The organism is Pseudomonas atagonensis (genome assembly GCF_011369485.1).
Classification (GTDB): Bacteria; Pseudomonadota; Gammaproteobacteria; order Pseudomonadales; family Pseudomonadaceae; genus Aquipseudomonas; species Aquipseudomonas atagonensis.
Genome location: NZ_VXCA01000040.1, coordinates 1 through 21,197, shown reverse-complemented (window position 1 = coordinate 21,197; position 21,197 = coordinate 1). Strand labels below are relative to the sequence as shown.

16 protein-coding genes are annotated in these 21,197 nt (G+C 61.4%); 4 read left to right on the top strand and 12 right to left on the bottom strand.

Going from position 1 to position 21,197, the window contains the following annotated elements; all coding sequences use genetic code 11:
* Nucleotides 1–43: 43 nt before the first annotated feature.
* Nucleotides 44–1,624, bottom strand: coding sequence for a quinohemoprotein amine dehydrogenase subunit alpha (gene peaA, locus F2P67_RS24935; RefSeq protein WP_166225092.1), 1,581 nt, complete (start codon nucleotides 1,622–1,624; stop codon nucleotides 44–46).
* A gap of 366 nt (nucleotides 1,625–1,990) precedes the next feature.
* On the opposite strand from peaA, the gene F2P67_RS24930 reads away from it, so the two are divergent.
* The gene (locus tag F2P67_RS24930) at nucleotides 1,991–2,719 is read left to right on the top strand and encodes a hypothetical protein (protein WP_166225089.1); all 729 of its coding nucleotides are present in this window, start codon (nucleotides 1,991–1,993) and stop codon (nucleotides 2,717–2,719) included.
* Between the two features lie 217 nt (nucleotides 2,720–2,936).
* Nucleotides 2,937–4,427 carry an aldehyde dehydrogenase family protein gene (locus F2P67_RS24925; RefSeq protein ID WP_166225086.1) on the top strand — a complete coding sequence of 497 codons (1,491 nt, stop codon included), beginning with the start codon at nucleotides 2,937–2,939 and terminating at the stop codon, nucleotides 4,425–4,427.
* A gap of 191 nt (nucleotides 4,428–4,618) precedes the next feature.
* On the opposite strand, the gene qhpG is transcribed toward F2P67_RS24925, so the two are convergent.
* The 7 genes from qhpG to F2P67_RS24890 form a co-directional block, all read right to left on the bottom strand.
* Nucleotides 4,619–5,920: a flavin-dependent monooxygenase QhpG gene (qhpG, locus tag F2P67_RS24920; protein WP_166225083.1), complete on the bottom strand. Its 1,302-nt coding sequence runs from the start codon at nucleotides 5,918–5,920 to the stop codon at nucleotides 4,619–4,621.
* Nucleotides 5,917–6,594: a subtilisin-like serine protease QhpE gene (gene qhpE, locus F2P67_RS24915; RefSeq protein WP_166225080.1), complete on the bottom strand. Its 678-nt coding sequence runs from the start codon at nucleotides 6,592–6,594 to the stop codon at nucleotides 5,917–5,919. The genes qhpG and qhpE overlap by 4 nt, the downstream gene beginning before the upstream one ends.
* Complete coding sequence (locus F2P67_RS24910; protein ID WP_166225077.1) at nucleotides 6,584–8,302, bottom strand: ABC transporter ATP-binding protein; 1,719 nt, start codon at nucleotides 8,300–8,302, stop codon at nucleotides 6,584–6,586. Before F2P67_RS24910 ends, qhpE begins: the two co-directional genes overlap by 11 nt.
* The gene (locus tag F2P67_RS24905; RefSeq protein WP_166225074.1) at nucleotides 8,302–10,206 is read right to left on the bottom strand and encodes a sigma-54-dependent Fis family transcriptional regulator; all 1,905 of its coding nucleotides are present in this window, start codon (nucleotides 10,204–10,206) and stop codon (nucleotides 8,302–8,304) included. The genes F2P67_RS24910 and F2P67_RS24905 overlap by 1 nt, the downstream gene beginning before the upstream one ends.
* Before the next feature lie 118 nt (nucleotides 10,207–10,324).
* On the bottom strand, nucleotides 10,325–11,350 hold the full coding sequence (locus tag F2P67_RS24900; protein WP_166225071.1) for a histone deacetylase family protein: 1,026 nt from the start codon (nucleotides 11,348–11,350) through the stop codon (nucleotides 10,325–10,327).
* Between the two features lie 3 nt (nucleotides 11,351–11,353).
* Nucleotides 11,354–12,592, bottom strand: a complete 1,239-nt coding sequence (locus tag F2P67_RS24895) for a Zn-dependent hydrolase (RefSeq protein ID WP_166225068.1) — start codon at nucleotides 12,590–12,592, stop codon at nucleotides 11,354–11,356.
* Nucleotides 12,593–12,614: 22 nt separating this feature from the next.
* On the bottom strand, nucleotides 12,615–13,925 hold the full coding sequence (locus F2P67_RS24890; protein ID WP_166225065.1) for an MFS transporter: 1,311 nt from the start codon (nucleotides 13,923–13,925) through the stop codon (nucleotides 12,615–12,617).
* Nucleotides 13,926–14,086: 161 nt separating this feature from the next.
* Between F2P67_RS24890 and F2P67_RS24885 the strand changes: the two genes are divergently transcribed.
* Nucleotides 14,087–15,022, top strand: a complete 936-nt coding sequence (locus tag F2P67_RS24885; RefSeq protein ID WP_166225063.1) for a LysR family transcriptional regulator — start codon at nucleotides 14,087–14,089, stop codon at nucleotides 15,020–15,022.
* Here F2P67_RS24885 and F2P67_RS24880 read toward each other — a convergent pair.
* Genes F2P67_RS24880 through F2P67_RS24870 form a run of 3 tightly spaced genes read right to left on the bottom strand, consistent with a single transcriptional unit; the run spans nucleotide 15,016 to nucleotide 17,995 of the window.
* Nucleotides 15,016–15,945: a 2-hydroxyacid dehydrogenase gene (locus F2P67_RS24880; protein ID WP_166225060.1), complete on the bottom strand. Its 930-nt coding sequence runs from the start codon at nucleotides 15,943–15,945 to the stop codon at nucleotides 15,016–15,018. The genes F2P67_RS24885 and F2P67_RS24880 overlap by 7 nt on opposite strands.
* A complete protein-coding gene (locus F2P67_RS24875) occupies nucleotides 15,942–16,697 on the bottom strand; it encodes a class II aldolase/adducin family protein (RefSeq protein WP_166225057.1) in 756 nt (251 codons plus the stop codon). Before F2P67_RS24875 ends, F2P67_RS24880 begins: the two co-directional genes overlap by 4 nt.
* Nucleotides 16,694–17,995: an MFS transporter gene (locus tag F2P67_RS24870; RefSeq protein ID WP_166225054.1), complete on the bottom strand. Its 1,302-nt coding sequence runs from the start codon at nucleotides 17,993–17,995 to the stop codon at nucleotides 16,694–16,696. The genes F2P67_RS24875 and F2P67_RS24870 overlap by 4 nt, the downstream gene beginning before the upstream one ends.
* Nucleotides 17,996–18,150: 155 nt before the next feature.
* Between F2P67_RS24870 and F2P67_RS24865 the strand changes: the two genes are divergently transcribed.
* Nucleotides 18,151–19,110: a LysR substrate-binding domain-containing protein gene (locus F2P67_RS24865; RefSeq protein ID WP_166225051.1), complete on the top strand. Its 960-nt coding sequence runs from the start codon at nucleotides 18,151–18,153 to the stop codon at nucleotides 19,108–19,110.
* Nucleotides 19,111–19,122: 12 nt separating this feature from the next.
* On the opposite strand, the gene mrdA is transcribed toward F2P67_RS24865, so the two are convergent.
* Entirely contained in the window at nucleotides 19,123–21,015 is a 1,893-nt protein-coding gene (mrdA, locus tag F2P67_RS24860; RefSeq protein ID WP_166225047.1) for a penicillin-binding protein 2, read from the bottom strand.
* Nucleotides 21,016–21,197 lie beyond the last annotated feature (182 nt).

Here is a 21,197-nt window from a genome sequence, read left to right as displayed (position 1 = left end):
AGTGTCTGAAGCGTGTGCGTTCAAGCCAACTCACGTTTCAACATCAGGGAATGGGTGGATTGTTCCAGCGTTGCACAGTGACGATCAGGTGGCCCTCGCCGGTCAGGGATTTCCCTGCGTCGTCGACGGCAGCGATCACCTTGAGGTTGCCGGCGTTGTTGGTGGACATCTTGCGCGCCGGATTCGGCCCGGCATCGCCCGGGGTGAACACGCCCGCATCGGCCTGCATGGTGCCGGCGAACTTGACGTCTTCGTCCTCTTTGGCGCGCTCGTCGAAGGCTTCGACTTTCCACTGCGCCGGGAACACGCCGATGCGATACGGCTTGCCGTCGGCGCCCTTGCCCCAGGCTTCGGCATCGAAACGGCCCTGTACTTTCGGCGTCGAGCCACCGCCCTCGCCGATCCGTGCCACCGAGAATTCCGGCACCACTTTCACCGCAGTAATCGCGTTGTAAACCGACAAACTCGGGCCTTTCAGCGAGCCGACGCTGACGGCACGCACACCCGGTTGCGCATTGCCCGCTGCTTTGACTTTGACCTTGATCCGCTCGGCGTTCTGTTCGAGCACTTCGACGACCTCTACGCCTTTGCCGAAATCGGGTTTGCCGCTCAGACCGCTGCCGATCAGGGTCACTTCGGTTTCGCTGCCGGCCTTCACATAACCCGGCTGCACCGCCAGCAATCGCTGCGAACCTTGCTTGGCCGCAACAAAATCGAGACCGCGCTCGTCGTGCTCGGCTTCGAACATCCGCCCTTGCATTGCCGAGCCTTGCGCGGCGAACACCTGACGCATGGTCACGCCATCGACCGTCACGTTGCCGCGCCATTCGTAACCGCTATAGAGGATCGCGCTGCCGTCGCCATTGAACGGGCTGCCATCGGCGTATTGGCCTTTGACGCTGACCTTGAAGGTGTCATTGCCATCGGCGGTCACGCTCATGATCCCGGCCAGTTCACCCTTGCCCGGCAGGTGGCCGCTGAAGCTCCAGTCGCCGACCAGTGCCTCGGCTTTCGGTGCGCTTTTCAGCCACTTCTGCCAGGCCGGGTTGTCCAGCGGATAGCGCTTGGCGAGCAGCGGCACCATGTCCTTGCGAGCGATATCGAACCAGTCGCGATCCCGTGCCAGTGCCTGGTACTCCAGTGACGGCCATTGGCCGAGGTGGAAGTTCACCAGGCGTTCCCACTCCTGCGCCGGACGCCGTTGCAGTGCAACCCGCGCACCGGAGTGGCAGCGGCCGCACATCTGGCTGGTTTTTTCATCGAACTGCTCGACCGTGTTCAACCGCCGTTCCAGCGCGTAACGCACGCCATCGGTTTCGCTCGGCGCCAGGCCTTGGCTGTCGGCCAGGTATTTGACCAGGGTGCGGCGGTCGTCATCGCTGATCTGCAAACCGTGCATGGTTTGCATGCGGGCGATGCTCATAAGCCAGCCTTCCGGGGTCTTGCGCTGGTGGCTGATGCGGCTCAGGGCGTTGTCGGCCTCGGGGGTGTGACAGCCCTGACAGGTCTCTTTCAGGATGCTCTGGGCATCGCGGGCTGCCAGGCTGTGCGGCGCATGCAGGGCTACGCAAGCGGCCACGGCCAGCAGGCTGGCGCTCATGCCTGATCGGAGTCTTCTCTTCATCAACGTCGAACCTCGCACGGTGCTTTCTTATTGTTGTGGCTTATCGTTTTTATGGTTTCTGCCGCCAGCGGGTCAGCGCCGACGGAGGCAAGCGAAACGTCTGAGCAGAGCAATACACGGAGCGTGCCAGCTTGCCGATAAGCTTTTCAATCAAGCATTTACGTGAAGATCACTGCGTTGCAGGGGTGCCGCGGAGGTCGACCGGCGTCCAATTTCGCGACAACTGTTGCAGTGTGAGACAAGCATAGTTGCCCCCGCCGCCGCCCTCCTCTGACACATTCAGTAACTTCCAGTCCCCCGCAAGGGCTTAAGCCAGACCCTGGTTCGCCGATAAAGACTTACAACCAACGATCAAGGAATGACGACATGGCAATCTCTTTGAATACTGCTTTTATCCAGCCGTCAGTCGCCGAGCTGAACAAAACCGCCCAACCGCTGACACCGAAGTTGCTCAGCGAAGACCTGCAGAAGACCTCGGTCAATCTCAATCCGGCAGCGGTTTACCATCCCAGCGATGACGCCCCGACCGTCAGCCCGGACATGGAAGTCATCGAGACCTTCATCGGCCGCCCTCAGGCTGCTGACTTCCCGCAAGTAGCGGCCCGACACAAGGACGCCCACGAGTCGCTGAAACTGGCGTTCGAAGATTTCAAGTCGGCCTTGAGTGACACTTTTCCGGATCTCGCCAACAAAAAATTCGGCTTTACCGTGGAAGCCGATGGCAACCTCAAAGCACTGGACCCGGCCAACGAGCTGAGCGCCTCAGAGATGGATCAACTGAACTCGCTGCTCAATGCCTCAAGCTCATTGAAAACAGCGGCAAGCAGTTACCGCGACACCTCCATCGAGCTGGTCGCCGCCGATGCCGGGTGGGGCGGCAACCTGCTGGGCAAGTACAACCTGACCAAAGAAAACTTCGCCAACACCATTGATCTGGCTGCCTTGTTTGTACCCAAGGGCAACGTGCCCAGCGCAGAAGCGATCGACGGCCTGTTTTCCCACCAGTTATGGCGTAAAGGTGAACTGGGGACACCGGCGTCGGATGCCGCCATCGTCGCCGCACGCGATGCCAAAAGAATCAGTGAGAAGGTCTGACAACCGCCAGACCGGATCCCGCTCACGCCCTGACCTCCATGGTGGTCAGGGCTGATTCAGCCGTCTCAGTCGCCGTCGCGATTTGCGACAATCCCTGCGCCAAAGGCAGACGCCGGACTTATGCAGCGCCCGCCAATTCGGCGCTTTAAAGCCTTCCCGGACAATTGGCACAGCCATTGCGAAAGCCTTGTTTTCACGAACAACAAGAGGCTTCGCCATGTCCCTGCCCTACCTGCTTCCCGCCACATCGGCATTCATTCAACGCGCGCCGCGCATGCTCATTGGCGGCGACTGGGTCGAGGCCGCCGACGGCCAGACCATGCCGCTGCACAACCCGGCGACCGGCGAAGTGCTCTGCGTGGTGCCCCGTGCCACGCCGGACGACGTCGACCGTGCGGTGCTCGCGGCACGTCAGGCTTTCGATGATTCGGCGTGGAGCCGCACCCGCCCGCGTGAACGGCAGAACCTGCTGTGGAAACTTGCGGATCTGATGCAGCGCGATGCTGAATTGCTGGCGCAACTGGAATGCCTGAACAACGGCAAAAGCGCGGCGGTGGCGCAGGTGATGGACGTGCAACTGGCTATCGACTTTCTGCGCTACATGGCCGGCTGGGCGACCAAGATTGAAGGTTCCAGCGTCGAGGTGTCGCTGCCATTGATGCCCGGCGATCAGTTCCACAGTTTCATCCGCCGCGAGGCGGTCGGTGTGGTGGGCGCCATCGTCGCCTGGAACTTCCCGTTGCTGCTGGCGTGCTGGAAACTCGGCCCGGCGCTGGCCACCGGTTGCACCGTGGTGCTCAAGCCTGCCGACGAAACCCCGCTGACCGCGCTGAAACTGGCGGAATTGGTACTGGAGGCCGGTTACCCGGAAGGCGTGTTCAACGTGGTCACCGGCACCGGGATCACCGCCGGCTCGGCACTGACGCACAACCCGCTGGTCGACAAACTGACCTTCACCGGTTCCACCGCGGTCGGCAAACAGATCGGCAAGATCGCCATGGACTCAATGACCCGCGTGACCCTTGAACTGGGCGGCAAATCGCCGACCATCGTCATGGCCGACGCCGACTTGAAAACCGCCGCAGCAGGGGCGGCCAGTGCGATTTTCTTCAATCAGGGCCAGGTCTGCTGCGCAGGTTCAAGGCTGTATGTGCAGCGCAAGCATTTCGACAATGTGGTGGCGGACATCAGTGATATCGCCAACGCCATGAAGATGGGCAACGGCCTCGACCCGAGCGTGGAAATGGGCCCGTTGATTTCCGCGCGCCAGCAGGAGCGCGTCTACAACTACATCGAGATGGGCCGCGAAAGCGGCGCGACCATTGCCTGCGGCGGCGAACGGTTCGGGCCGGGGTTCTTCGTCAAACCGACGGTGATTGTCGATGTCGATCAACAGCACTCGCTGGTGCAGGAAGAGATTTTCGGCCCGGTGCTGGTGGCGATTCCGTTCGATGACGAAGCCGATGCATTGCGCATGGCTAATGACAGTCCTTACGGGTTGGGCGCGAGCATTTGGTCGAATGATCTGGCAGCGGTGCACCGGATGATTCCGCGCATCAAGTCGGGCTCGGTGTGGGTCAATTGCCACAGCGCACTCGACCCGGCATTGCCATTTGGCGGCTATAAGATGTCGGGGGTTGGGCGGGAAATGGGTTATGCGGCGATCGAGCATTACACCGAGCTGAAGTCGGTGTTGATCAAGTTGTAGGAGATCAAGATCAAAATCAAAAGCCGACCCTCACCCCAGCCCTCTCCCGGAGGGAGAGGGAGCAGACCGAGGTGTCTTGCCTAATGCATCGACCTGGAAAATCGAGTCGACTATGGATTCAATGCCGCACGTTCACGTCGGCGTAACTCTTCAATATCCCCCAATCAGTCCCCTCTCCCAACGGGAGAGGGTTAGGGTGAGGGCCGATATCCCTGACTCAACAACCATCCCCTGATCACCCGTCCCTGCTCTTCACTCAATCCCGCCAACACTTGATCCGCCGGCTCATCGCGCAACCGCCGCACCACCGGCGCCACCTCCACCCCTTGCACATGCCAGATGCCCAGCGGCTGATCCGCCGTCACCACCACCTCGGCCTCATCGACAAAACCGTCACGCAACACCGGCATCCGCGCAATCCGTAACGCCGCGAAGTCCGCCTCGGCATGCGCCATCTGCGCATCCGGCCACTGCCGTCGCGCCTGCCAGAAAGGCTGCTCGCACCAGCGTTGCTCATCGGCGTAAAAGTCCCGACCTATCCGTGCGAAACGCAAAAACAACTGTTCCACCCGCTGCTGATGAAATCGTTGCGCCAACGCCGCGCGTTCGGGTTTGCGCAACAAGGTGTTGATCACCACCGGCGCCTGTAATGCCGAGGACAGCGATTGGAAAATCCCGTTACCCGACAGCGGGTCCACGGCCATCGCGGCATCGCCCACACGAATCCAGTTTTCGCCGCACACCTGAGGCGCCAGAATCGCCGTGCTGCTGCGGGCGTGCAGTTGCAACTCCGATTCCTGCCCGCCGGCAAAGAACGCTTGAGCAAAATCCGAGGCATGACGCCGCGCGCGACAGTGGTCGAGCAACTGCGCCTTGCCCGGCAACCCGGCGCTGGCCACATCCACCGTCCATTGCCAATAACACTGACCGTCGTCACGGCGGGCCATCCAGGCCCAGCCGTCTTCAAGGCTTTCCACGGCACTGGCGGTGACGCCCGGCTCGCCTTGCCAGCGATTGAGCAGGCTGATCGTCTCCGGCCCGCGCAGACCTTTGCCGGATGCCGGCGCCTGTCGCCCCCGAGCCTCGACCAGGAAATCCGCGGTCAGTATTTGGCCGCCATCGAGTGCGATCCGATGACCGTCCACGGAGGAATGCACGCTCAACACCCGACGCTCAATCACATCCACGCCGGCCACGCGCAGACTCTCGCGCAAGCCGCTATCGAAAGTCGGCCGATCCAAAAGGAACTCAATGTTCTGCGCATGCGCCTGCGCGTTCCAGTTCACTTGTCTCTGGGACGGCAACGTCGCGTCTGCCAGCGCTTGATGCAACCCGGTGCCGCGCAAGGCTTCCAGCACCCGTTGCGACACACCTTCGAGCGCCGCAAACCGGCGCCATTCGCTGACCAGCGTCACGGGGTAACCCAGTCGCCGGAGTCCCAAAGCAACAGCCGCGCCGGCCGGCCCGGCACCCAGAATCAGGATCGCAGTCATGGGCCGAAACGCCGTTCAGGGCCGCGATAACGAGCGTGCTGTTTCAGCCAGTCGATCACTTCGGTGTTGCTCGCCTGCGGATGCTCCAGCAGATAGCCAGCGATATGCCCGCTCAACGCCGCACACCCCAGACTGGCCCCGGATTGCCCCGGATACGTGCCGTGCACGCAAGCGGCAAAATCCGCCTGCGCGCTGTCGAGCCACGACCAATGTTCATCGGTGCAGCGCGCATCCCCGGTGACCCGCAACACCTGCGGATAACTCGCCGGAAACACCGCCGCGCCCTGCGCCGGGCTCGATGCACACAGCAACACTCCATGGGCCACCGCCGCCGCGCACGCCTCGCGCAATAGGCTGCGATCCTGGCGCAGACCGAGGCTCAGATTGATCAGCCGCACGTCCTGCGTCACCAGCCAGTCAATCGCCGTGGCGATCTGCAAGGCGCTGGTCACGCCGCGTTGATCGAACACCTGCGCCACGCAAATCTGCGCGGCCGGGGCGCGCCGACTGATCGCTTCGATCACCGCGCTGCCGTGGCCCAACGGGTCGTCTCGCAGATCGCTCTGCGCCAGGCCATCCTCGAGCAAGAAAAAGCGTCGCCCGGCTATCACCTGCACGCGCTGCGCTGCCGAGTGCCCACTGTCGACCACGCCGATGCGCAACTCAGGCTTCATGCAGCACCGTTTTTGAAGTCAGCACACCGTCGAGCAATTCAAAGCGCAGATCGGCATCGGCCAGTGTCGACGGACGGTGGCTGATGAGAATGCGCGTACGCCCGGCAAACAAGCGGTCAATGGCCTCGATCACTTCCCGCTCGGTAGCCTCATCGACCGCCGAAGTCGCTTCGTCGAGCACCAGAATCAATGGATCCTGCAACAGCGCCCGGGCAATCGCGATGCGTTGTTTCTGCCCGCCGGACAACTGCTGACCGCGCTCGCCCAACGGACTGTCGAGGCCTTCGGGCAGCGAAGCGATCAGGCTGTCGAGCTGCGCCAGTCGTGCAACCTCGGCGATGGCGTCGCGACTGGCATCCGGCATCGCGTAAGCCAGGTTGTCGGCGAGGCTGCCGCGAAACAGCACGATGTCCTGACTGACCACGGCGATGCGTCGGCGCAATTCGAACAAGTCCAGTTCACGCAGATCGACTTCGCCGAGCAACACCCGTCCGGATTGCGGATCGTGATGCCGTTGCAGCAGATCGATCAGGGTCGATTTGCCGACGCCGGAGCCGCCGCTCAACGCCACTTTCAAACCGTAGGGAATCGTCGCCTCGATGCCGCTCAAGGTGCTCGTTCGGCCGGGGTGACTGAAGTGCACGTTGTCAAAACGCAATTCACCCGAGGCCGGCAGTGGTTGCGGCGACACCGGCGAGCGCACGCTCGCTTCTTCACCGCGCAACTCCATGACCCGGCCGAGGCTGACGGTCATCCGCTGGATCGCCACGTACAAGCCGAGCAAGCTCTGCACCGGCCCGACCGCCATGCCCAGATACGTGGAAAAGGCGATCAGCGCGCCCAGTTGCCAGGTGCCCTGCACCACCCAGTAACCGCCGATCAAAAAGGCGCAGGCGCGGGACAGCGAGGTCAGCGTGCCCGGCACCGCCTGGGTGAAAAACTCGGTCACTTGCAGGCGCAGCAATTGATTCATGTAGCCTTGGCCCAGGCTCTCCAGTCGTCGCGCTTCACGCTGCTGCTGCCCCGCCGACTGAATAAACTTCATCACCGGCAAGGTCTCGACCATGAACGACGACATGTCCGCCGAACGCTCGCGCAATTGCCGCACATCGCGCTCGACCTTGCGCCGCATCCAGCGCAGCCAGAGGACGTCGAGCGGGATCAGCACCAGCGCCAGCAATGACAACTTCCACGACAGGGTGAACAGCATCGCGATGGCAACTACCAGACCGATCACGCTGGACACCGCCGAGAACAACGAGTCGACCGCGAAGCGCTGAATCTCCGCGACGTCGCCGTCGAGGCGCGACATCAGATCACCAATCCGCCGCTGCCCGTAGAAGCTCGGCGACAGGGTTTGCAGATGCCGATAAAGGTCATCGCGCAAGGCAAACAGAATCCGCCCGGACAGCCGCGTGTGCAGATAACGGTTGATCCCCGACAGCGCCGTCCCGAGCAGTCCGGCGCCGATCATCAGCACTGCAATCATTACCAGCATCGAGAAGTTGCGCGCCAGCAGACCATCATCGATCAGCAATTTCACCAGCCACGGCTGCACCAGCACCAGCAGCGAAGCGCACACCGACAGCCCGAGCAAACCGGCAATCGCCAGACGCTGCGGACGCACGAACCCATACAGCCAACGCAGCGCCGCTTGCGTGGCGGCAGGGTCGCGGCTGTCGATCAGCCGGGTTATCAGGCGCTGCATCACGAGCGCAACTGCTTGAGTTTGCGATACAGCGTCGCGCGGCTGATACCCAGCGCATCGGCAGCGGCCGAGACGTTGCCCTGATGGCTGTCGAGGGACTGGCGGATCATTTCCAGCTCATTCTCGCGAATGCTGCCGGGCTGAGGTTTTTCGCTGGCGCTGAGTTCGTCGAGCATGCTGTCAGGCAAGTGATCGAGGGTCAGCACTGTTTCGCCCGGCTCGCGCATCGCCAGCGCGGTGCGCAACACCATCTCCAATTGACGGATGTTGCCCGGCCAGTGATAGGCGCTGAGCAAGCGCTGAAGATCGTCGTGCAGGCGTGCATCGGGCGCGTCGAGTTTGCCCAGCAGGCGGGTGACCAGCGCGGCAAAATCATCGCGCTCGCGCAGGGCCGGAAGCATGACGCTGATGCCGTTGACGCGGTAGAACAGGTCTTCGCGAAACTGTTTGTCGGCGACCAATATTTTCAGATCACGGTGGGTCGCGCAGATCAGTGCGACGTCGATGTCTTGTTCTTCACCTGCGCCCAGTGGCGCGACCTTGCGATCCTGCAACACCCGCAGCAAACGCGCCTGCAAGGCCAGCGGCATGTCGCCGATTTCGTCGAGAAACAGCGTGCCGCCGTGAGCCTGTTGCAGGCGTCCGATCATGCCGCCGCGCCGCGATCCGGTGAACGCGCCGTCACGGTAGCCGAACAGTTCGGACTCGATCAGGCCTTCGGGAATCGCCGCGCAGTTCACCGCGACAAAGGGTTTGTCGCAACGACTGCCGGCCATGTGCAAGGCCCGGGCGATGACTTCTTTCCCTGTACCGGTTTCGCCCAGCAGCAACACCGGCAATTCGTTGGCCAGACCTTGACGGGCCATGCGCAAGGCGCGGGCATAACGGCTATTGCTGCCTGCCAAAGCGTCCAGATCCGGCGGCGCCTTGACGGTTTTCGCCACGCTGCGCGGTGGCCCGCCCAGGTTCACCGAGCGCGCCGGCGCGCGCAGGGTTTTGTAGAAGAATTCACCCTTGGCGGTTTGCAGGCTGCCGACGCCGCCCTGCTGCAGGCGCGTAAGCAATTGCACGCCATCGACGCCAAGAAACTCCTCGCAACGGCGCCCGACCAGCGCCGAACGCTCGGCTCGCAGCAACTGACAGGCCTGGGCGCTGACCGCCAGAATCTGCCCGCCGAGGCTGACCGCGAGCAAGCCTTGCCACGGCGATTCCAGGTACTGCCGGCGGCTGTGAAATGCCAGAACAATCTGATCCGGGAAACTGTTGTTGAACACGCGGCTTTCGATCTGACTGACCGCCATGCTCAGCAGCGCGGTGCTGTCGTGAACGCGGCCGAGCGGGCCTTCGCGGGTCAGGTCGAGTACGCCGAGAATCTCGCCTTGAGGGCAATGAATCGGCACTGAAGTGCAAGAAAAATCGCTGAGCCGATCCAGATAATGTTCACCGCAATCGATCAGCGTGGGCCGTGCTTCGACCAGTGCGGTACCGAGGGCATTGGTGCCACGCGCCGCTTCGCTCCAGCAGGCGCCAAGGGTGATGTCCTGCAAGCCGCTGCCCTTGAGGCGGTCGGCGCGCCCTTCGACGGCAAGAATGGTTGCATCGGAATTGGCGAGGATGATCAGGCCTTCCTTGCCCTGACGCTCGGCGAGGTAATCGATGGCCGGCATTGCCGCGTCGAGCAGCAAGCGGTTGCTGGCCAGCAGCACATCAAGGCTGGCGCTCGATTCCAGCGTCAGTTCATGCTTGCCGTTGAAGTGCACGCCGTGACCGAGGCTGCGCCGCCACGACGCATCGATCTCGGCACGCAGCACGCCGTCGGGCACCTGGCCTTCAAGATGAAGCTTTTCCCGTGCGAGCCGGGCTTCGTGGTGAGACTTGGGATCGGTGGTTTTTATTAGAGTCATCAAGCGCTCCGGAGCGGTCCGCTTTGCGCTTTTTTTAATTCAGCGCCCTGACGCCAATGTTTACGTTAACGTCAGGGCGATGGCAAGCACCGCAGGGCGCTTCGTCAGGTGGATCGTCTCAGCGCTGCCAAACCTCGGTATTCACGAAAAACGCCCGGGCGTTGTCTTCGAGACTTTTCAGGTGATAACCGCCCTCCTGCACGATCAGGCATGGCAGGCCGAGGCTGCGGATTCGCTCACCCAATGCTGCAAAACCTTCACGGGTGACGGCGACCTTGCTTTGCGGGTCCAGCTCGTAGATATCGAAACCCAGCGACAGCACAAGCACCTCAGCGCCGAACTCGCGCACCGCCGCCAACGCGGTGTCCAGTTGCCCGAGGAAGTCCGCCTCACTGGAACCATGGGCCATCGGTAGATTGAGGTTGAAACCCTCCCCCGCCCCGGCACCGCGCTCCTCGGCAAACCCGGCAACGCCGGGATAGAAATTGGTCGGATCGCCATGCACCGAAACGTAGAGCACATCATCGCGGTCGTAGAAAATTTCCTGAATGCCCTGACCGTGGTGCATGTCGGTGTCGAGCACGGCGACTTTGGCGAAGCGCGCACGCAGTACCTGCGCCGCCACCGCCGCATTGTTCACGTAACAGAAACCGCCGGCCGCTTCGGCCCGGGCATGGTGCCCCGGCGGACGGCACAGTGCGTAAGCCGCTGGCTCGCCATCAATCAACGCCTGCGCGCCAGCTACCGCGCTTTGCGCCGACCAGTACGCCGAACGCCAGGTCTGCTCGCCAACCGGGCAACTGCCGTCCGCCAGATAACGCGCGGCTTGCGCGAGGATCCCGCGCAGGGCGTTGGGCTCACGGACGAAAATGTTCGACATCACTTCATCGCCCCAATCTTCGGGAATTTCCTTCCAGCGGGCGTGGGCTTCCTGAAGGAATGTCAGATACGGCGCGCCATGCACCGCCAGCAACGGTGCGAGGCCTGCATCTCCCGGTTGCTCGACGCTGAAGCCCAAGTCATACGCGGCCTGAACCAGACGCTGCGCACGTTCGGGTACTTCCTGCGGCGTGCGCATCTGGCCACGGGAGTAGTAACTGCGTGGGTGGTGGAGCAATTGTTCGGGGTGGAAAAAACTGCGCATGGTTCAGGTTTCCTGTTCGATTCGACCGGCGCGGGCCAGCACGGCGTTGAGCAATACATCGGTGCCCTGCTTCACGTCCTCGGGCAACACATCTTCGGCTTCGTTATGGCTCAAACCACCGACACACGGGATGAACACCATCGCCGTCGGGCAATACCGTGCCAGCAGAATCGCGTCATGCCCGGCGCCACTGACAATCGACTGCTGAGCGTAGCCCAGCGCATCCACCGCCGATTGCACCGCGGCCACACACTCGGCATCAAATGGCGTCGCCGGGCTGATCCAGTGCGGGGTGATCGTCAGTTGCAGATCTCGGCCATCGGCGATGGCTTGCAAGCGAGCGCGGACCTGCTCTTCCATTGCGGTGATGGCGTCGTCACGGTGGTGGCGCAAATCGACGGTGAAATTCACGCGTCCGGGAATGGTGTTGCGCGACGATTTGTTGATGCTCAACTCGCCGACGGTGGTCAGTCCCTCAGGGGCAAAGTCCGCCGCCAGCCCTTCAATCGCCTGAATCATCCGCGCCACGCCGTACAGGGCGTCCTTGCGCAGGGGCATCGGCGTGGTGCCAGCGTGAGCGGCCATGCCTTCGACCTGAACGTCGAGCCAGCGAATCGCTTGGCCGCCGCTGACCACGCCGATGCTTTTGGCGTTGTCTTCGAGGATCGGGCCTTGCTCGATGTGTGCCTCGAAATAAGCATCCACCGCCCCGCCCAACGGGCGATCAGCGGAGTAACTGAGCCGCTGCAATTCCTCTGCAACGCTGATGCCGTTGGCGTCACGCACCGCCAGCGCGGCGTCCAGCTTCATGATCCCGGTGAACACCGCCGAGCCGAACATCGCCGGGGTAAAGCGTGCGCCTTCCTCGTTAGTCCAGACCGCCACCTCCAGCGGCTTGCGGGTCTGGATGTTCTGGTCGTTGAGACAGCGCACCACTTCGAGGCCGGCCAACACTCCGTAAACGCCATCGAAACGCCCGCCCTCCGGCTGGGTGTCGAGGTGACTGCCCATCATCACCGGCGCTGCTTCGGGATCGGTGCCGGGACGGCGGGCAAACAGGTTGCCGATCGCGTCCACGCTCAGAGTCATGCCGGCTTCGCGGCACCAGTGGGCGAACAGTTCGCGACCCGCCTTGTCTTCATCGCTCAACGCCAGACGACAGCTACCGCCGCGCGCAGTGGCGCCGATTTCGGCCATGGCCATCAGGCTCGCCCACAGGCGGTCGCCATTGATTTTCAACATGCTGTACTCCTGGAATCGGTGATTAAACGGCGGCCATTTCGGCGCGATGAGCGCTGGCGTGACGGCGGGCAAGCGACAGCACGCAGATCAGCGAGATGGCGGCGATCAGGCTGTAGAACACCGCCATCGGCCACCACTGGCCGGTGAATTTGTGCGCGAGCATGGTGCCGATCAGCGGCGTCAAACCGCCGGCCAGCGCGCCGCATACCTGATAGGCCAGGGAGATCGCGGTGTAACGCACGCGGGTCTCGAACATGCCGCTGACATACCCGGCGATCACCGCGTAGAACGAGGCCATGCACACCACCGCCAACGCGATGCCGAGGATGATCAGCGGCGCCTGCGCCGAGCTGACCAGTACGAACATCGGATACGGAGAGGCCATCGCCAGCAGCGACACCAGACAGAGGAAACGGGTGGCACCGATCTTCTCCGCCAGCCATGCCGCCAGCGGCTGAATGCAGAACTGGATGAGCGCCACGAAGAACAGGCATTCAAGGATCAGCGAACGCGGCAGCGCCAATTGCTGAGTGGTGTAGGCGATCATGAAGGTGTTGGTGAAATACACCCCGGCGATGCCCAGTGTGTTGGCACCAATGCACAACAGCAGTGGCCGCCACGCGGTGCGCAGGACTTCCATCACCGGCGCCTGCTCTTTCTTGATCTGTTTGCTCGCCTGTTCACGGCTGGCGAGGAATTCCGGCGACTCGTTCACGCCGAGGCGAATCGCCAGGCCCACCAGCAGCAACAACGCACTGGCGAGGAATGGCAGACGCCAGCCCCAGCTCATCAGGTCTTCTTCCGGCAAACGGGTCACTGCGCTGAAGGCCAGCAGCGACAGGATCAAACCCGCCGGGCTGCCCAGTTGCGCGAACGACGCGAAGAAATTGCGCCGGCCTTTCGGCGCATGCTCGCCGGCCATCAACACCGCCCCGCCCCACTCGCCGCCGACGGCGATGCCCTGGACGATACGCAGCAGAATCAGCAGCACCGGGGCGGTGACACCGATCTGCGCGTAGGTCGGCAACAAGCCGATGCACACGGTGACTACGCCCATCATCAACAGCGTGATGATCAGCGATTTCTTGCGCCCGATACGGTCGCCGATATGACCGAAAATGATCCCGCCCAACGGCCGCGCGAAGAAGCCCACGGCGAAGGTGCCGAACGCGGCCATGGTGCTGAACAGCGGATCGTCGGAGGGAAAAAACAGCGCACCGAATACCAGCGCGGCGGCGGTGGCGTAGATGTAAAAGTCGTACCACTCGATCATGGTGCCAATGAAGGCGGCGGCGGCCGCACGGCGCGGCTGGTTCGAAGCGGGAGGCTTCATGGTCGGGCTCCTTTGATTGTTTTTCTGGCAGGAGGGAAACGGTACATCCGAGGCGCTCTGGCGGCGCCTGTCTGAGGGTGATTTATCGTCGCGGGGCTATGATTAGTCAATTTTCTATTTATTATTCCGATTATTACGCCAACTAATAATCGAGAACTGCCATGGCTGAACGCGACGTGCAACGCCTGCTCAATGATCGTCTGGACTGGAACCTGCTGCGCACCTTCCGGGTGATTGGTCAGGAGCTGAGCATCAGCCGCGCCGCCGCGCGCCTGCACCTGACGCAACCGGCGGTGAGCCAGGCGCTCAAGCGTCTGGAGGAACAACTGGGCCGCCAGTTGATCGCCCGGCGCGGCCCGCGTTTCGCGCTCACGGAGGTGGGCGAACAAATCTTCGAACTGGCCGGAGAAATCTACGGGCAGATGTCGCAAGTCAGCAGCCTGCTGGAGCAACCGGCCGAAGAAGTGATCGGCAAGGTACGCTTGCTGATCATCAGCCGGATCTTTTCCGAGCGCTTCGATGACTTCCTCGCGGACTTCCACAGGCAATTTCCGCGAGTCGATCTGGAGGTCGATGTGATGCGCAGTTCGGACATCGTCAGTGCCTTGCAGGAAAAAACCGCGACCCTCGGTCTGAGCCTCAATCGCCGCCCGCAGCCGCGCCTGGAACAGCGCTTGTTTCTGCGTCAACGCTATGCGTTTTTCTGTGGCAAACACCATCCGTTGTTCGGCCGCAAGGACGTCGTCGAAGGCGATCTGCAGCGCGAGAATTTCGTCAGTTTCACCAGCGACCAGATCGGCGGCATGCTCTCGCCACTGACGATTTTCCGCGATCAGCAAGGCTTCAGCGGACGCATCGTTGCGTCATCGCCGAGCCTGGAGGAAGTGCGGCGACTGGTGATCGCCGGGTTCGGTATCGGTTGCTTGCCTGAGCACGTGGTGGCGGCGGACGTCGAGGCCGGACTGCTCTGGCGCCTGCCGCCTCACGAGGGCATTGCCGATGTCGACATCCATTTACTGTGGAACCGCGAACAACGCATGAGCCGCGCCGAAACCCTGTTCATCGAACGGCTACAAGCCTGTCTGGCGGATCAGTAACCAAGCAGCCGATCCGCGCTGTTGAGTAGCGGCTCACCGGCATTGAGTCGGCGAAAGTTCTCGGCGATCTGTTCGGCAATGCAGTCGTGTGACGCCGCCGAAGCCATGTGCGGCGTAATCGTCACACCGGGCGTTGTCCACAGCGGATGACTGGCCGGCAACGGTTCCTGTTCGAACACGTCGAGCATCGCGCCGCGCAGTTTTCCTCGATCGAGGGCCTGTTGCAGATCTTCGAGGTTCAGGTGTGCGCCGCGTCCGACGTTGATCAGCGCTGCACCAATGGCCAGCCGCTCGAAGGTGTGCTGATTGAGGATGCCTCGCGTCTCGTGGGTCAGCGGCAAAAGGTTGATCAACAACTCCACATTGTCGAGAAATGCTTCAAAACCTTCGGCGCCGGCGAACGTCTGCACACCGCGCAACATCTTCGCACTGCGCGCCCAGCCACGGACGTCGTAGCCAGCCGCACAGAGATCTTCGGCGATGGCGCTGCCGAGCGAACCGAGGCCCATCACACCGATCCTGAACTGGCTCGCCGGGCGTTGCAGTGGTCGTTCCCAATGCCGGTTGTTCTGCTGCGCCAGAACCTGATCGAAGCCACGGTGATAATGAATCACCGCCCAGCGCACGTACTCGGTCATGCCCTGACGATGGCCGGGATCGACTACTCGACATACCGGCAGATCCGGGCACGCCGGGTCGTGCTCGAGATGATCGATACCGGCCGCCACGGAGTGAATCACTTGCAGGTTCGGCAACGAGGCAAGGCTGTCCGGCAGCGGAAACCAGCACGCCGCGATCTGCGCATCGAACGCTCGCGGGTCGTCGGCCAGCACCGCCGTGAGTTGCGGCGCGCTGCGGGCAAACGCCTCCTGTAATTGCTTGAGCAGCAATGTATCGCGGGACAGAAGTGCAACGGTATTCATGAAAGATAAGACTCACGCTGAGATTCGATCAGGGTTAAAGCGGCGTGCCAGGCCAGGTCGATGATGTTGTCCTGTTCATCGCGGTCGAACTGTTCGGCGGTGTGTGCACAGACTTCATGGGACGGGTAATGCAGCTCCGACCCACCGGCCAGCGCCTGCACCTGCGCCTGACAGGCACGTTCAAGAAAGTGGATTTCCTGGAACGCTTGCGCCACGCCGGAACCGCCGACCAGCAAGCCGTGGTTGCGCAAAATCATCGCGCGGTGCGGGCCGAGATCGGCGATCAAACGCTCGCGCTCGTCCAGCGACAACGCGATGCCTTCATAGGTGTGATACGCCAGTTTTCCGTAAAACTTCAGCGCGTGCTGACTGATCGGCAACAAGCCGTGTTTCTGTGCCGCAACCGCCATGCCGGCGGCGGTGTGCGTGTGGATCACGCAGTTCAGATCCGGGCGGGCCATGTGGATCGCCGAGTGAATCACAAACCCGGCCGCGTTGACCCGATGCCCGGCGTATTCGGGATCGACGATATTGCCGTCCTGATCGATGCGCACCAGATCGGAAGCGCGCATACGGTCGAAAATCACCCCGTAGCGGTTGATCAGAAAGTGATGCTCCGGCCCTGGAATGCGTAAGGTGATGTGGGTGTCGATAAGGTCGGTCATGCGAAAGTGCGCGATCAAACGGTACAGCGCCGCGAGCTCGCAGCGGGCTTGCCATTCAATCGGGTCGATGTGGGCAGGTTTACTCACGAATACACCTCTTTATTGGAACGCAGGACGACCGGGTTGGCGCGCAGGCGAGCGAGGCCACAGACACCGATCAGGGAAAGGGCCGAAAGCAAGGTAAAGAACACCGCCAGTGGCAACCACTGCCCGGAAAACTTGCTGGCCAAAAGCGTGCCGATCAACGGCGTGGTACCACCGGCCAGCGCGCAGCTCAGTTGATAAGCGATGGAGATGCCCGAGTAGCGCAGATGTACCGGGAAGGCTTGGGTCATGTACCCCGCGATCACCGCATACAGCGCCGAAAGGATCACCACGGCGACGGCGATACCGAGGGTCATCAGCACAATGTTCTGGGTGCCGACCAGCAGGAACATCGGATACGGTGTGACCATGCACAACAGCGCCACCAGTATCAGGAATCGACCTTCGCCTATACGCTCGGCGAGCAGTGCCGAGAGCGGCTGCGAGAGCAGTTGAATCACCGTGACCAGAAACAGGCAGTCGAGAATCGTTGAGCGAGCAATGCCCTGATATTGGGTGACGTAAGTGATCATGAACGTGTTGGTGAAAAAGAATCCGGCCGAGCCGATGGTGACAGCCGCAGCGGCAAACAGGATCTGCCGCCAGCACTGACGGATGACGTCCTTCACCGGGTATTTCGAGGTTTCGTTGTTGTCTTTGGCTTTGGCGAACTCCGGTGACTCGTGCACGCCGGAACGGATCATCAGACCAACCATCATCAGCACGCCGCTGGCGAGAAACGGCAGGCGCCAGCCCCAGGCGAGAAACTCTTCTGGTTCAAGCGACGTCACCAGTCGGAAAGCAATCAATGCCAGCAGCAATCCTGCCGGGCTGCCCAGTTGAGCGAACGAAGCGTAAAACGTTTTGCGCCTGGCCGGTGCATGTTCACTGGCCATCAGCACCGCCCCGCCCCACTCGCCGCCGACAGAAATACCCTGGATCAAACGCAGCACAATCAGTCCGATCGGCGCCCAGATCCCGACACTGGCGTAACTCGGCAGCAGACCGATACCGGCAGTCGCCAAACCCATCAGGGCCATGGTCACCAGGAGCATTTTCTTGCGCCCGAGGCGGTCGCCCAAATGGCCGAACACCATGCCCGCCATTGGCCGCGCGATGAAGCCGACGGCGAAGCTACCGAACGCTGCCAGCGTGCTGGTCACAGGATCGCTGCTGGGGAAAAACACTTGCCCGAGCACCAGCGCAGCGGCGGTGGCGTAGATGTAGAAATCGTAAAACTCGATGGTCGTGCCAATAAAGGCAGCGGCCGCCGCGCGTCGCGGCTGAGCGGTGGTGTGCATGCAAGAACCCTGTGTATTTATAGTTTTGGGCAGGTGTGAAGGCGGCTGACAGTCGCGCTCTGTGGCGCTTGTGGGCTTTATCGCTTCCGTGACAGGATTAGTCAATTTTCAAAAACTTAACGCTAGTATTAGCCAAACTACTACATGGATCTGACGTGACTTCCTCTAACAGCTTGTGGGTCGGTCGGCGCTTTCTCAATGATCGATTGGACTGGAACCTGCTGCGCACCTATCTGGTGATCGGTCAGGAAGGCAGCATGAGCCGCGCTGCTGCGCGCCTGCACATTACGCAGTCAGCAGTGAGCCAGGCGCTCAAGCGCCTCGAAGAACAATTGGATTGTGTGCTGATTGCGCGCAGCGGCCGGCGCTTTGATCTGACCGAAACCGGCGAGGAAGTCCTGCGCATTGCCGCAGACATTTACGGCGATATTTCGCGCTTGGGCACGGTGGTCGAAAACCGTCACGATGACGTGGTCGGCAAGATCCGCATCCTCACCGTCAGCGGCGTACAGGCGCGGCATTACGACGAGTTTCTCGCCGACTTTCACGAGACTCATCCGAAAATCGAACTGGAAGTCGAGGTCATGGGCAGCTCGAACATCATCAGTTCCTTGCTGCAAAAAACCGCCACGGTGGGCGTTGGATTGTGCCGTTTACCGCAACCACGACTGGAGCAACGGGTACTGTTTCGCGAGACTTATGCGTACTTTTGCGGGCAACGGCATCGACTTTTCGGGCAGCAGAATCTGACGCTTCAGGAGTTGGCGGCGGAAAACTTTGTCAGCTTCACCAGTGATCAACTGGGCGGCAATCTTTCGCCGTTGACGCTGTTCCGCGATCAGCAGGGGTTTACCGGCAAGATTGTCGCCTCGTCCACCAGTTTCGAAGAGATTTACCGGCTGATCTGTGCGGGTTTCGGCATTGGCTGTTTGCCCACGCATCTGGTGCGGCGAGACGTCGAGCAAGGCTTGCTCTGGCGCCTGCCGCCTGAGGATGGTGTGGTGGATTTCGATATTCAGTTGTTGTGGAATCGCGAGCAGAAAATGACTCAGGCTGAAACTGTGTTTCTCGACAGCTTCCAGCACATGCTCAGCTTGCGTGAGCCTGTGCTGTGAAGCCGTTGTCGGTCAAACGTGCGGATCACCCGGCGCTTTGCTCGGTGCCGCGTATTGCGGCTTGAGATGGCCATCCTGATCGAGTAGCCAGGCGTCCATGATCTGCCGCACCACGGGACCGGCAACACGACCGCCGGCTTCGCCGTTCTCGATCATCACCGAAATAGCGATCTTCGGATGTTCGGCCGGAGCGAAGCCGACGAACAAGGCGTTGTCGCGGTGGCGCTCAAGCGTCTTCTCGCGGTTGTAGCGCTCCCCCTGCTTGATCGCGACAACTTGCGCCGTACCGCTCTTGCCGGCTATGCGGTATTGCGCACCCGCCGCCGCTGCACGGGCAATGCCTCGCGCATCGTGCATCACCATTTGCATACCGTGGTTGACCTGCTCCCAGTCGCGCGGATCCTTGAGCAGAATATTCGGCATCGGGTGCTCATCGACCGGCGCTACGCCATCGACGGTCTTGGCCAGATGCGGACGGTTCCACACACCTTTGTTGGCGATCAGCGCGGTGGCTTGGGCCAGTTGCAGTGGTGTGACCTGCATGTAGCCCTGACCAATGCCGAGAATCACGGTTTCACCGGGGAACCAGGCCTGACGTCGCGTCGCACGCTTCCAGGCTTGTGACGGCATCAGGCCGGGGGATTCTTCGAACATGTCCAGTGAGACTTTCTCGCCAAGACCAAACATCGCCATGTAGTCGTGCAGGCGATCAATGCCAAGCTTGTGCGCCAGGTCATAGAAGTAGGTGTCGTTGGAACGCATGATCGCAGCGTCCATATCTACCCAGCCGTCGCCGCTGTGGTTCCAGTTGCGGTACTTGTGATCGAAATCCGGAAGCTGGTAGTAACCAGGGTCGAAAACCCGGGTCTGCGGCGTCACAACGCCGGCGTCGAGGCCGGCAATTGCCACTTCTGGCTTGATGGTCGAACCCGGCGCGTACAGGCCGCGCAGCACGCGGTTGAACAACGGCCGGTCGATGGAATCACGCAACGCCGAGTATTCCTTGGAGCTGATGCCGGTGACGAACAGGTTCGGGTCGAAACTTGGATTACTGACCATTGCCAGCACTTCGCCGGTGGACGGATCAAGCGCGACAACGGACCCCCGACGATCGCCCAATGCAGCTTCGGCCGCCTCCTGCAGTTTGACATCGAGGCTCAGAACGATGTTTTTGCCCGGCACCGGATCGGTGTGTTTAAGCACTCGCAGGACACGGCCCTGGGCGTTGGTCTCGACTTCCTCGTAACCGACGTGGCCATGCAGTTGCGCTTCGTAGAAACGTTCGATGCCGGTTTTACCGATGGATTGGGTGCCGCGGTATTCGACCGAATCGAGGGTTTTCGATTCTTTTTCGTTGATCCGGCCGACATAGCCGATTGAATGAGCGAAATGCACACCGAGCGGGTAATGACGGACGAACTGCGGCTCGACATCAAGCCCCGGCAAGCGGAACTCGTTAACGGCCAGCACCGCAATTTGTTCTTCCGTCAGCTCGTAAAACAATGTCACCGGTGTGAATGGGTGACGGGACTGTTTCATGGCCTTGTCGAACACCGTGCGGTCTTCGGCAGGCAGGCGCAGGAGGCTGATGACTTCGTCCAGCTCTTGATTGACGTCAGTGGCGCGTTCGCGGGTGATCGTCAAGTTGTAGCTGGGACGGTTATCGGCGAGCAGCACGCCATTGCGATCGTAGATCAGGCCGCGAGTGGGCGGGATCGGTAATACGTGGACACGATTGTTTTCGGAGATGGTCGAGTGGTAGTCAAACTCCACCACTTGCAGGATGTACAGACGCACCACCAGGGCACAGCTGACTGCGAAGACGAACAAGGCGCAGGCGATCAACCGTTTGTTGACCAGACGCGTCTCTTTTTCGTGATCCTTGATAGGGATTGGTTCAGGCATTTCTACAGCAACTCTTTGACATAAATGAGTGCCGATCCGTGGGCATGACATCAGTCCGTTAAAAAGCGAGCTGCACCATACCAAAAACTGCCCGGTCACTTCAGAACGAATTTCCCCAACGGCGGTTCTGGCGACGGTAGGGGATCTTATGAAGCGTTAGGCACTTTCCTGCGGGCAAAACA